General features: G+C 62.5%; 14 protein-coding genes. 8 read left to right on the top strand and 6 right to left on the bottom strand.

Going from position 1 to position 12,380, the window contains the following annotated elements:
- Positions 1–323 precede the first annotated feature (323 nt).
- Entirely contained in the window at positions 324–893 is a 570-nt protein-coding gene (locus ATN38_RS11775; RefSeq protein ID WP_073513049.1) for a DUF5655 domain-containing protein, read from the bottom strand.
- Between the two features lie 95 nt (positions 894–988).
- Complete coding sequence (locus tag ATN38_RS11770; RefSeq protein ID WP_175280132.1) at positions 989–1,642, bottom strand: GNAT family N-acetyltransferase; 654 nt, start codon at positions 1,640–1,642, stop codon at positions 989–991.
- A 124-nt stretch (positions 1,643–1,766) separates the two neighbouring features.
- Here ATN38_RS11770 and ATN38_RS11765 point away from each other — a divergent pair, with 124 nt between their 5' ends.
- From ATN38_RS11765 to ATN38_RS11745, 5 genes are all read left to right on the top strand, one after another.
- Complete coding sequence (locus tag ATN38_RS11765) at positions 1,767–3,158, top strand: MFS transporter (RefSeq protein WP_218748046.1); 1,392 nt, start codon at positions 1,767–1,769, stop codon at positions 3,156–3,158.
- Positions 3,159–3,161: 3 nt separating this feature from the next.
- Entirely contained in the window at positions 3,162–4,718 is a 1,557-nt protein-coding gene (locus tag ATN38_RS11760; RefSeq protein WP_218748044.1) for an aminotransferase class V-fold PLP-dependent enzyme, read from the top strand.
- Positions 4,719–4,845: 127 nt separating this feature from the next.
- A complete protein-coding gene (locus ATN38_RS11755; RefSeq protein ID WP_007732273.1) occupies positions 4,846–6,177 on the top strand; it encodes a cyclopropane-fatty-acyl-phospholipid synthase family protein in 1,332 nt (443 codons plus the stop codon).
- A gap of 20 nt (positions 6,178–6,197) precedes the next feature.
- Positions 6,198–7,517, top strand: a complete 1,320-nt coding sequence (locus tag ATN38_RS11750; protein WP_063316113.1) for a lipase family protein — start codon at positions 6,198–6,200, stop codon at positions 7,515–7,517.
- 53 nt (positions 7,518–7,570) lie between these two features.
- Positions 7,571–8,242: a DUF1345 domain-containing protein gene (locus ATN38_RS11745; RefSeq protein WP_030537075.1), complete on the top strand. Its 672-nt coding sequence runs from the start codon at positions 7,571–7,573 to the stop codon at positions 8,240–8,242.
- 21 nt (positions 8,243–8,263) lie between these two features.
- Here the strand turns inward: ATN38_RS11745 and ATN38_RS11740 are convergent, their stop codons facing one another.
- Positions 8,264–8,893 carry a LysE family transporter gene (locus tag ATN38_RS11740; protein ID WP_037130153.1) on the bottom strand — a complete coding sequence of 210 codons (630 nt, stop codon included), beginning with the start codon at positions 8,891–8,893 and terminating at the stop codon, positions 8,264–8,266.
- Between the two features lie 110 nt (positions 8,894–9,003).
- Between ATN38_RS11740 and ATN38_RS11735 the strand changes: the two genes are divergently transcribed.
- Together ATN38_RS11735 and ATN38_RS11730 are read left to right on the top strand one after the other, a co-directional pair.
- Complete coding sequence (locus ATN38_RS11735; protein ID WP_003942413.1) at positions 9,004–9,660, top strand: nitroreductase family protein; 657 nt, start codon at positions 9,004–9,006, stop codon at positions 9,658–9,660.
- Positions 9,654–10,259: a dihydrofolate reductase family protein gene (locus ATN38_RS11730; RefSeq protein ID WP_030537073.1), complete on the top strand. Its 606-nt coding sequence runs from the start codon at positions 9,654–9,656 to the stop codon at positions 10,257–10,259. The genes ATN38_RS11735 and ATN38_RS11730 overlap by 7 nt, the downstream gene beginning before the upstream one ends.
- Here ATN38_RS11730 and ATN38_RS11725 read toward each other — a convergent pair.
- A complete protein-coding gene (locus ATN38_RS11725) occupies positions 10,256–11,059 on the bottom strand; it encodes a sulfite exporter TauE/SafE family protein (RefSeq protein ID WP_197492815.1) in 804 nt (267 codons plus the stop codon). The two genes, ATN38_RS11730 and ATN38_RS11725, sit on opposite strands and share 4 nt — an antisense overlap.
- A 125-nt stretch (positions 11,060–11,184) precedes the next feature.
- A complete protein-coding gene (locus ATN38_RS33385) occupies positions 11,185–11,316 on the bottom strand; it encodes a hypothetical protein (RefSeq protein ID WP_256931762.1) in 132 nt (43 codons plus the stop codon).
- Between ATN38_RS33385 and ATN38_RS11720 the strand changes: the two genes are divergently transcribed.
- Complete coding sequence (locus tag ATN38_RS11720) at positions 11,315–11,926, top strand: AraC family transcriptional regulator (protein WP_256931761.1); 612 nt, start codon at positions 11,315–11,317, stop codon at positions 11,924–11,926. The two genes, ATN38_RS33385 and ATN38_RS11720, sit on opposite strands and share 2 nt — an antisense overlap.
- Here ATN38_RS11720 and ATN38_RS11715 read toward each other — a convergent pair.
- Positions 11,904–12,353, bottom strand: coding sequence for a hypothetical protein (locus ATN38_RS11715; RefSeq protein WP_007732260.1), 450 nt, complete (start codon positions 12,351–12,353; stop codon positions 11,904–11,906). The two genes, ATN38_RS11720 and ATN38_RS11715, sit on opposite strands and share 23 nt — an antisense overlap.
- Positions 12,354–12,380: the final 27 nt, after the last annotated feature.

Genomic DNA, 12,380 nt, shown 5'->3' with positions numbered 1-12,380 from the left:
AATTGTCACTCCCGTGGTCCTCTTGCTTCAGTTCCGCAAGTAGAATCTGTAGCATTTCCCTTGTGGCAGTAAGCCATTCAGAAACTATCTCCGGAGGATCGTATGTTGGGTTCCCTTTTTTCCATCAGCTCTGAAATCGGTGTTCCGTCCGTCGACGCGCTCTTCGAGGCTGCTCGGACCATCATCGGCGCGCTCTTCGGCCTGAGCTGACACGTCGCAGCGACCTTCCCCCGCGGTGAAGAAAGTCCCTGTTCTCCGACAAGGAGAACAGGGACTTTCGTGCAGCCTGCCGGTGAGCGTTTGCGTGGCGGTGAGTGAGTGACCTACCGGCCGTTCTGTTGATACGCGATCGCTGTCAGCAATCCGACTTCGTCGTTCACGTCTGCGGTGCTGGTGAGCCCGATCTTGTGGGTCGACTGCCCGGGAGCTTTGGCCGGGACAAGAAGTTCGGATTCGGGGGCCTCGACAAAACGTAGTCCGAGGTCGACTCGGGCCTTGGTGGCCGCTGCGATGGCGGCGAATTGGCGAGCGCGAACGAAGGGCGTGTAGGTTCCGCGGCCTTCGACCCGAACATCGGTTCCGAGTTCTTCGATCAGACGTCGGGCTTCATCGAAGATCGGCCGCAGTGCTGCCTTCGGGCCGCTGTACTGCTGGTCGATGTATTGCTCGACGGTCGGCTCCACCCATCCGGACTGTTCGGCAGTCTCGAATGCAATTGCCCACTGCGAATTCTGCGGTACACCGTGCTCTGCTTTCAGCCACTTGCGCACTTCGTTCTGATCGAGCGGGTCGACCCCGGACGTCCGTACGGCCTCAACCCATTCTTCGAGGGTGCGCCCGGTACGGTCGCGCATGGACGAGGTGACTGCGGCCATCATGTCGGAGGGTTCCATGTGTCTGTTCTACCGGTTGTCACTGTTCTACTGGTTGTCGCTGTTCTTCCGGTTGTCGCTGCTCTCTCGGTTCTCACTGTGCACGGGGAGCTCGCTCAGTCGATGCCGAGCATCGTCTTGAACGCGCGCACGCCGGTCACTTCGACGGGATACGGCGGTGCGACAAAATCTTCGCGGCTGAGGGTGAAGAGACGACGCACGGTCATGCGACCGTCGGCAGCCAACTCCTCTACTGTGCCGTCTGCGCGGTACCCGACTTTGGTGGACACCGTGATCGAGGCGGGGTTGTCCGTGAATGCCGACGACACGACGCTTCGTGCACCCAAAGAGTCGAATGCGAATGCGCAGATTGCCTGTCGGGCGAGAGTGCCGACACCCCGGCCTTGGAACCCGCGTCCGATCCACGAGCCGGTTTCACCGGTACGACTTTTGGGAAAGTCCGTCGCGGCGAACGCCTGGCAGCCGACGATTTCTCCGTCGACGACAATGGCTGTTTCGAATTTCCAGTCGGTCATGGTCATCGCTCCGCGGACCGACCAGTGGTATTGGATGAATCTTCGCGACACTTCGTCGGGAGTGCCCACCGTCCAGGGGACGAGAAACGGCATCTGTTCGGCAGGGTGAATGCCGGCTCGGACCAGCGCAGTGAGTTCGGGGAAATGATCGTCGCGCACAGGGAGCAAGGTGATGGGCCCACACGTGATCGTGACTCCGTACGGAGGCCAGATCTCTCGCAGTGGGTCAACCATCGTCTTCAGACCTTCGTTTCGTGTGCGAATCGCGTCACAGTCTGGCATGCCAGGCCCGTCCGAGTGAGCGACTTCTGGTCATCGGGATTCTTTTGCCCTCGCGGTACGGAGTCGTGACATTAGTGTGTGGACGGTGACTACAGACAAACCGGTACGTCTTCGTGAAGGTAGATCGCCTGACAGGCTTTCGCGTGGTGTGGTGGCCGGATACGCAGCGGGAAGTGTCGGTACGGGTGGATTCGGTGTTCTGCCAGGTCTGGTACTGGCGTACTACCTGACCGACACGCTCGGCGTTGCCGCGGCGCTCGCGTCGCTTGTGGTCATTGTCCCGAAAATCGCCGACGTCCTGATCGATCCGCTGATCGGGTCGATCAGCGACCGAAGCTCTCATCGAACCGGTACGCGAGTGCCACTCATGCTCGCAGGCGCTCTGGGACTGCCGTTGCTCTTCATTCTCACGTTCTCGGCCCCGGTGTCGGCCGGCCCAGGAGTCGGGGCGATGTGGGTGCTCGTCTTCTTCCTGCTCGCGGCGAGTGCCTACAGCCTCTTTCAGGTTCCATATATCGCGTTGCCGACCGAGTTGACCGGCGATTACCACGAGCGCACTCGGTTGGTATCGGTTCGAATTGCGGTGTTGGCCCTGACAATTCTGGTCATCGGCGCCGGCGGACCCGAGCTCCGCGATGCTGCCGGAGGCGGAGCACGCGGTTATCTGGTCATGGCGATCGGGGTGTCGGCGCTGATGTGCGGGGCAATGATCTGGGCAGTTCGCGGAGCCGCGCGCCACACGGTGACTCACGCGGACGCGCCGGTCGGCTCGTTGCTCTCGCAGTACCGGGACGGGTTCGACGCGATACAACGTACCCGCGCGTTCCGATTGCTGGTCAGCGTCTTCGTGCTCCAAGCTCTTGCCACCGCCGTGATGTTAGCGGATGCGCAATATCTGGCGACCTATGTGATGGGCAACGAAGGTGCGCTCACCGGTCTGTTCGTTGCACTCGTCGGACCAGCTCTCGTCGTCATGCCGCTGTGGTACCGGTTCTCGCATCGGTACGGAAAGCTTCGCGGTTACGTGGTGTCTTCGGTTCTGTTCGTCGTCGCCACGGCGTTGTTGACGCTTGCGGCTGTCGACGCGGGTTCGTGGATCTACGGTGCCGTCGCGCTTGCCGGCGTCGGCTACGCCGGCATGCAGGTGTTCCCGCTGGCGATGCTTCCGGACGTCATCGAGGACGACGCGCGAATCGGTGGGCGCCAACGCGGTGGTTCGCTCAGTGGCATCTGGACCGCCGCGGAAACCGCAGGCCTTGCCCTGGGACCCGCGGTGTTCTTGGGTGTACTCGCGGTGACCGGCTTCGTCTCGAAAACTGCGGGCGAGACTGTCGTGCAACCGGAATCGGCGCTGACCGGAATTGCCCTCGGCTTCTCGGTCGTGCCGGCGATCCTGGTTGCGATCAGCCTGGTCGTATTGCGGAATTACCGCACCGAACAAGAATCCACTCACGAGAACGAAAGGTGAACGATGAGTTCCACTCGGGCCGAGGAACTTCAGGGCAAGATCGTCGAGAGCGCAAACCTCGAGAAGAGGGCGGCCGACATCTTGAGTCGGTTGCGTTCGCTTCGCGAGCAGGACGCTCCGACGCACGGAGGCCGGGTTCTGTCGTACGTGTACGACAGCGGCCTCGCAGCGCTCGACGAGTTGGCAGCGGACGCAGCTCGATTGGTTCAGCCGGTCAACGGTCTCGACCCGACGGTGTTCCCGTCCACCGCGGTGATGGAGCGTGAGTTGGTTGCGTTCGCACGCGAGTTCCTCCATGGAGCTTCAGACCCAGCCGCAGATACAGACGCCGGAGGCGTAGTCGTCGGCAATGTCACCAGCGGCGGAACGGAGAGTTGTGTGTTGGCCGTCAAGGCAGCTCGCGACTTCCGTGGGCTCCCGCCGGGTGAGGGTTCGCTGGTTCTTCCGACCACCGCGCATGCCGCTTTCCACAAGGCAGCTCACCTGCTCGGACTGGAACTGCTCCTGGTACCAGTAGATCCCACGTCGGGGCGCGTCGGCGCACAAGATATTGCGACGGCAGTTCGGAAAGACACGGTCTTGATCGTCGTCTCCGCGCCCAGCTACCCGTTCGCGGCGCTCGACCCAATCGCCGATGTCGCGGAAGTTGCTCGTGCACATTCGATTCCACTGCATGTCGACGCCTGCATCGGTGGGCTTGCGTTGCCGTGGTGGGGTGATCTGCCACCCTGGGATTTCCGGGTGCCCGGGGTCACCAGCATGTCGGTCGATTTCCACAAGTACGGATACTCGCCCAAAGGCGTTTCGGTCCTGCTGCACCGAGGGCGAGATCTGCATCGCAAGCAGTATTTCGGACTCACGGACTGGCCGGGGTACCCGGTGGTCAATCCCACGCTTCTCGGTTCCAAATCCGTTGCTGCTCTTGCCGGTGCTTGGGCGATTTCGCAAGTCCTCGGGCAATCCGGGTACGCCGAATTGGTGTCCCGGGCGCAGCGGGCCACTCGTGCACTGATCGGCACGGTCGAGGCAATCGAGGGTCTTCGCGTCGTGGGCTCGCCGGTGGGACCACTGTTCGCGGTCGCTACCGACGATTCCGTGCCGCTCGAACGGCGAGTGGATCCGCATCGCTGGGTGAGCGCTGTCGGTGCTCGCGGCTTCGTCCTTCAAGGGCAGCCGGCGTCGACGCAACCTGACGGGACGACGTTGCCTCGAACAACCCACCTCACCGTCACCCCGGTGACGGAATCTGTGCTCGGCGAGTTGACCAGCGCACTCGTCCTCGGTGCCGACGACGTTCGCGGCTCGGCGGCAGCCGAGGCGCCGCCGGCCCTGGCAGAGTTGGCCGGAGCATTCGAACGTGGCGATGTCACCGTCGCCGATGTTCTTGCGTTGCCCAGTGACGCCGTCGCGGCAGCGTTGACGTCGGCGGGGCTGGATCCTCGGGGCTCTTCCGATTCTCCCTTGGACATGGCGGCCGTCCTCGCGGCAGTGGAATCGCTGCCACGTGAGGTCACGAAGAGACTGCTGGTGGAATTCCTCGCCGGAATGGTGGAACCCTGAACTCGGCGATGAATACCGAAACCGCGATGAACACTGTCCAAAACTCGGACAAATGGCGCGAAAGATTCGCGAATCGGGCGTAAGTTTTCTGTCATCGGCTAACCATCTTTTGTCGGAGGGTTGATCAGTGACTGGTGCCGCGGCCAAGATTTTGACGGTGTTCGAGGAAGTGATCGGGGTTCCGCTTCCGGTTCGCGTGCGATGTTGGGACGGTTCGGAGGCAGGGCCACCGGACGCCGCTGCGCAGGTTCACTTCCGGAATCGGCGTGCCCTACGGCGGGTCCTCTACTCTCCCAACGAATTAGGGCTGGCGAGGGCGTACGTTTCCGGCGATCTGGACGTAGACGGCGATATCTTCGCGCTCCTCGACGTCCCGGAACTGGTCACGCGGCTCGGTGAGAATCGTTTGTCGACGTTGCCGCTGCGCTCGATTGTTCGCGCCGCCGGTACTTTCGCCGGCTTGGGAGCGGTGGGTCCACCACCGTCACCCCCGGCGATCGAGATGCGTAGTAAGCGAGGCAAGCGGCACAGTAGATCACGCGATTCGGCGACTGTCTCCCATCACTACGACGTCGGGAATCGCTTCTACGAACTGTTCCTCGGGCCGAGCATGGTTTATTCGTGCGGATACTGGCCGGAAGGTGTCGAATCCCTCGAAGCTGCTCAGTACGCGAAGCTGGACTTGATTTGCCGCAAGCTCGATCTGAAGCCGGGAATGCGACTGCTCGACGTCGGCTGCGGTTGGGGATCGATGGCATTGCACGCCGCCCAGAACTACGGCGTCGACGTCGTCGGAGTCTCGCTGAGCAACGAGCAGGTCGAATACGCCAAGGGGCGAGTTGCCGACGCGGGTTTGACCGATCGCATCGAGATTCGGGTGCAGGACTACCGCGACGTCGACGACGGCCCTTACGACGCGATTTCGAGCATCGGCATGTCCGAGCACGTGGGCCTGGTCAATTTGCCGGTGTACACGGCAAAACTCTACGACCTGCTCGTGCCGCGGGGTCGTCTGCTCAATCATGCCATCGCCGCGGTGAAGTCGTTGTCGGACAACGTCGATGACGGTCCCAGCTTCATCGACAGGTACATCTTCCCGGACGGTGAGATCCTTCCGTTGAGTAAAACCATTGATGCGCTGGAACTTTCGGGTTTCGAGACGCGTGACAGCGAAGCGTTGCGCGAGCATTACGCACTGACACTGCGCGCATGGGTGCAGAACCTCCGCGAGAACTGGGACGCATCGGTCTTACAGGTCGGTGCTCCCCGGGTGCGTACCTGGTTGCTGTATCTCGCTGCCAGTGCCCTGGGTTTCGAGGAGCCGCACAGGCTTACGATTCATCAGGTTCTGGCCGTGAAACCAGGGGATCGGGGGGCCAGCGGCATGGCCCGCTCGCGTGACAGTTGGTATCGATCGATTGAAGTCCCGCAGATCGAAACCGGTCCGCGCGTCGACTGAGGCCTATACGTTGGATTTCCATGAGCACCCGGAAGGTTGTCCTCGCGGCACTGAAGGTTTCGGCCGTTGCGGTATCGGCGCTGTTGCCGACCTCGCTGCTGTTCACACCGATGTCGAACGCCGAACCTGTGAACGATTTCTACGATGCGATTCCGGGCGACGTCGGTGATCCGGGTTCGGTGATTCGGACGGAACCGCTGGCTCTGGCCGGTGCCGTCGGCGGAGTGCCTGGTGTGGGGACCCGGATCCTGTATTCGAGTACCGACGCCCACGGATCCAAGGTTGCTGTGTCGGGCTCGTACCTGGAGCCGGCTGCCCCGTGGTCAGGAGCGGGCCCCCGCCCGACGGTGGTGATCGGTCCGGGTACGCAGGGCCAAGGTGATCAGTGCGCGCCGTCGAGGATGTTTCCCACTGCCGGTCAGCTCCGCCTGGCGGAACCTGGGAATCCGTCGAACTACGGTGCCGGTGTGGACAGTGTCGGTGTCAACTACGAGTCAGCTTTTGCTTTCGCTTTCCTCGCCCAGGGCGTTCGTGTATTCGTCACCGACTACATCGGACTCGGAACACCCGGCGTCCATACCTACGTCAATCGCGCCGAGGAAGCCCATGCGATGTTGGACGGTGCACGCGCTGCCCGAGCCCTCGCGCAGGCAGGAGAGGACGATCCGATAGCGCTGTGGGGCCATTCGCAGGGCGGCGGCGCCACTGCCGCTGCAACCGAACTGGCACCCGAATACGCGCCTGAGTTGAATCTGGTCGGGAGTTACGCGAGCGCGCCCCCGGCAGACTTGGCAAGCGTTCTGCGTCATATCGACGGTACCGGCCTGATGGCCGCGATCGGTTACACGATCAACGGCGTCCTCGACCGCTATCCCGCCGCCCGAGAGCCGATCGAATCTCGACTCAACGACTACGGCCGGTCCGTGCTCGCCGACGTCGCCGGGCAATGCCTCATCGATTCCCGAACCAAGTACGGGAAGCAGTCGACGGCGTCGTGGACCACAGACGGACGACCACTCGCCGACGTGGTGGAATCGGTACCGGAGATCCAACAGGTGATCGAGGAACAACGCATCGGGTGGCGAACCCCGGCCTCGCCGATTCTGGTCAACGGAGCGCTCAACGACGATTTCATCCCGTACGAGCAAACCCGGCGCCTGGTTCAGGACTGGTGCGCGCGCGGGGCCGAGGCGACGTTGTTCACCGACACTTTGCCTGCGGTGAATCCGGGGAGCGGCAACAACCACCTCGCGCCGGCCGTAGCGGATTTCGGCGTCGGATTGCAGTACGTGCTGGACAGATTCAACGGCAAGCCGATAGTCGGTGCGTGCAACGCCTGAGTCGCCGTGTCACGTAACCACCGTCTCACTTCTAACAGTGGTTGACTGAGCCCGTGAACGATCGACCGCACGACCTTCCGATCAACCCGGTTCCACGGAGCGCCCTGGGTGCCGGGCCGGCGCTGAGAGTGTCGACGGGTCTGCTGCTCGGTGTGGCCGCCGGTGTCGTCACGGCGTTGGTCGGCTATCCCCGATTCGCGTTTCTGATCGGCTGGGATGTGGCGGCGATGGTGTTCACGGTGTGGACGTGGATTCTGGTCTGGCCCTTCGACGCGACGCTCACCGCAAGCCACGCAACGCGCGAAGAGCCGGCCCGAAACGTCGCGCACCTGCTGATTCTCGGTGCCGCCGTCGCGAGCCTGGTCGGTATCGCGTTCTTGCTCCTGGCGGCACCCGACGGACATCACTACCAAGTAGTGGCGGCATCGGTTGCAGTCGGCAGCGTCGTGATCTCGTGGCTGGCGGTCCACACGCTCTTCGCCCTCGGATATGCACGGCTGTACTACTCCGGCCCCGACGGCGGAATCGATTTCAATCAGGAAGAACCGCCGAGGTACAGCGATTTCGCCTACGTGGCGTACACGGTCGGGATGAGCTTCGCGATTTCCGACACCAACTTGAAGTCGTCGGACATGCGCGCGATGGCACTCGGCCACGCATTGCTGTCGTACCTGTTCGGTTCGGTGATCGTGGCGTCCGTCGTCAACTTGATTGCGGGCCTGTGATCTCTCGAGCCGTGTGACCGATCAAGCCGCTGCACGCCCGATGCTCGAGAGGAAGCCGGCGGCTCCGAAGAACAGACCGGCGAACACTCGATTGGTGGTTCGCTGCTGTTTGGGGGAGCGCATCAAGGTGAGCACCCGGGCGGCCAGGCCGGTGTATCCGGTCATCACGATCACGTCGACTGCGCACATCGTGGCGGCGATGATCAGATACTGCGGCAGCAGCGGCGCCGACGGGTCCAGGAACTGCGGGAGCACTGCGAGCATGAAAACGACGGCCTTCGGATTGCTCGCGTTCACGAGAAATCCGCGAAGCATCATCATCGGACCGGAGCTGCTCGCGGCTGCCTCGTCGGTCTCCACCTCGGTGGGCGCCGATCGCCACTGCCTGATCCCCAGGTAGACGAGGTATGCGACACCGAACCACTTGATCAAGGAAAAGGCCACGGTCGAACTGGCGAGAATTGCACCGACCCCCGCCGCGACAATTCCGATCTGCAGCAACAATCCCAACTGCAGCCCGAAGATGTTCCAGTATCCGCGTCGCAAGCCGTAGGCAAGTCCCGACGACATCGACGCAATGGCGCCGGCCCCCGGCGACAGGCTGATCACCCAACTTGCTCCGAAGAACGCCAACCAGACGTGCCAACTCATGTCGAAAGTCCTTTGATCGGGAAATACTCCCGACAACGAGCACGCACGGGATCAGAAAAGTGTAGACGGACAGTCCTGCTCACTGCTCGCGACAGTGCAATGATCGGGAGATGACGTCGTATCCCGTACTGGACCTGACACCCGACGAATTGCTGACCACAACGCGGACCGTTCGAAAGCGTCTGGATCTGACCCGTCCCGTGCCGTTGGACCTGGTGAAGGAATGCCTCCAGATCGCCCTGCAAGCGCCCTCCGGTTCGAATCGCCAGGGCTGGCAGTGGATGGTGGTGACCGATCCGGCACTGCGTGCAGCAGTCGGGCAGATCTACAAGGAAGTCACCGACGAGTACCTTGCCTCTCACGGTTCGGCGGCAAAACTCTTCGCCGATGATCCCGATCGCGCGCCGATTCAACAACGCGTGGGCACCAGCGTCGCGTGGCTCGGTGAGCACATGGGTGAGGTGCCGGTCCTTCTCATTCCGTGTATCAAGGCGGGCAAGACGCTGCCGGAGGGGAACCAAGCCGGCCTGTGGGGTTCGCTACTCCCGGCTGCGTGGAGTTACGCGCTGGCCGCGCGGGCACGTGGGCTCGGTACGGCGTGGACGACATTGCATTTGCAGCGTGAAGCGGAAGTTGCCGAGCTGCTGGGCATTCCGGCCGGATTCCATCAGGCTGCGCTCATCCCGACGGCGTACTTCACCGGCGAGACGTTCAAACCCGCCGCCCGTGAACCGGTCGACAACGTGCTGCACGTGGACCGATGGTGAGCCTGATCTACTCGGCGATCTGCTCGATCGACGGGTATGTGGCCGATGAGCAGGGGAACTTCGACTGGGCGGTTCCCGACGCGCAGGTCCACGCGTTCGTCAACGAGCTAGAGAGGGGAGTCGGCACGTACCTGCTCGGGCGCCGGATGTACGAGACGATGATTCCCTGGGAAACAATGGCGTCCGAGGATCTCGAGCGTTCTTCGGTGGCAGGAGGACCTTCGGCTCCGGGCGAGTTTGCCGGTATCGAGGCGGCGACCGCCGAGTTCGCTCAGATCTGGCGTGGAATCGACAAGATCGTGTACTCCACGACGCTGAACGAGGTGTCGACCGCACGTACCAGGATTGTCCCGAGCTTCGATGAAGACTTCATCCGTTTGCTCGAGAGTGAAGCGGTACAAGATATCTCGATCGGTGGACCGACGGTTGCGGTTAGTGCTTTCGCGGCGGGTTTGGTCGATGAAGTCAGACTGTTCCTGTGTCCGGTCAATATCGGTGGCGGATTGCGAGCTCTCCCGGAAAGCCGGCTTGATCTGCAACTGCTCGAGGAGAAAACCTTCGACGGCGGCGTCATCTATCTGCGATACGCCGTTCGCTAAGCAATCACCATCACTGCCGTGACGACGCCGAGTAGAGCGATGTAGGCGGCGGCATGGACTCGGTCCGGTATGGCACCGACGATTCGTCGGCTCAGCGCGATCGCCGGTAGGGAACCGGCGAGTAGTGCACAGACGGCCAGAAGGTCGACAGCGCCGACTCTGCCCGCCGACAGATCCGAGGCTGAACTGTGCCCTGATGAGACCGCATACACCGCAGTCGCGACGACGGCGACAGGCAAGCTCAACGGGTTGGCGCTCGCGGCGGCGTCGGCCATCGGAACTCCGCGGCGTCGCATCATCGGAACCGTCATGACGCTCCCGCCGACTCCGAGGAAACTTGCGACGGCACCGATGCCTATCCCGACAGCGCGGACGCCGTGACGGTCAAGATGTTCGCGAGGTTCAGATGGTGTCAGAAACCCTTGTCGCAGAAGACTGTCCAAGATTGTCACCAGCAGGTAGAGCACAAACAGAATCCGGACGACGCCGTCGTCTACGTGGCCCGCCGCAACCGCTCCGAGCCCGGCTCCGAGTGCGACGGGGCCGATCAGAGGTCTGATGTACTCCGTCCGAAGCCGTCCTGACTTCCTGAATGCGACTGTGGCACCGAGTGAATTGACCACCATCACGGCCGCCGAGGATGCTACGGCGACATGCATCGGATCGATGACGTCCGGCCTCAGCGTCGATGCAGCGTAAACGACTGGGACAGTGACAAACCCGCCACCGAATCCGAACAGAACGGTGGTGACTCCGGTCAAGGCGCCGAAAGCGAGAAGGATGAGGGCGTAGTGAAGCACTCGATGAACGGTAGCGATTTCTCCGCTGGCGCACATTCGAAGGTTCGCCAGGTTCCATTGTCAATCAGACACGGACTCGGTAGGTTCCTCCGGTGCGCAACATCTCGATCAACGACGTCGATCACTCACCCCGCGGTGTTCTCGCAATCGGAACCGACTACCCACCCGGTCACGTGCTGGCCGCCCACGAACATCGACGAGCCCAGTTTCTCTTCGCTGTGAACGGCGCGATGAACGTCGAAACCGAAGACGGTCATGATTCCCGCCGGTGTCGCTCATGCCGTGACAATGGACGGCGTCAGCACGCGAAGCCTCTACATCGAACCGTCCGCAGCGCCGTGGTTCCCGGTCAGGTGCCGAGTCGTCGCAGTATCGTCGCTCCTGCGTGAGTTACTTGTCGCTGCAGTCGACGTGGATGTCGAGCTGAATGTGGAGGACGACTTCCCCGCACACGGACGCAGCGCCGCGGTATTTCAGCTGATCCTGCACGAACTTCGCGATCTTGCGCCCCTACCTGTGGAACTCCCGCTGCCTCGGCACCCGGGATTGCGGGCGTTGTGCGCGCAGTATCTCGCAGCCCCGTCGATCCATGACTCGCCCACGCGGTGGGCTGACCGACTCCACGTCAGTGAACGGACACTGCACCGCTTGCTGATCTCGGAAACGGGGATGAGCGCGTCGTCGTGGATGCAGCGTGCCTGCATTCTTCACGCGCTTCCGAAACTTTCTGCCGGGGCCAGTGTGACGGCCGTTGCGTCTGAACTCGGATACTCGACGCCGGCTGCCTTCGCGGCGATGTGCACCCGAGTCTCGGGTGCACCGCCCAGTAGCTATCGGGCGCGCGTCACGACACAGACACAGGGATGATGTCGGCGACGACGTCGTGGATGAGACCGTCACGGACTTCGAAGGTTTCACGAATCTCCACGGTCATGAGGCGAGTGCCGCCGATTCCCGCGTCCAGCAGGTAGGTGGTCGAGACGATGTCCCCGGCCTCCGACATCTCGAGGTCTCGGACGCCCTGGATAACGCGGTATTGGATGCCGTTTTCGAGGTCGGCGGACATCTGTGGTCCGGAGAACCCCGTCTTGAGTCCGGCTTCGACGCGGGTCGCATCCGGGGCGAAATGAACATCGGAGACGTCATGGGAGACGAGGGCGTCGATGTAGGCGCGTGCTTGCGCCTCGCGGGGTGAATCGGCCGGGTTCGGGGCTGCCGTCGCAGCGCCTCCGGCAACCAGGATCAGGACAGCGGTGGCAGCGGCAGTTCCGGCGATATTTCGCAGTGTTCGCATGGGACATCCTAACGACGAGGAGTGGAG

Source organism: Rhodococcus sp. FH8 (assembly GCF_019266085.1).
Classification (GTDB): Bacteria; Actinomycetota; Actinomycetes; order Mycobacteriales; family Mycobacteriaceae; genus Rhodococcus_F; species Rhodococcus_F qingshengii.
Note: the sequence above shows the minus strand (reverse complement) of the source record. Positions and strands in the feature narration are given on the sequence as shown.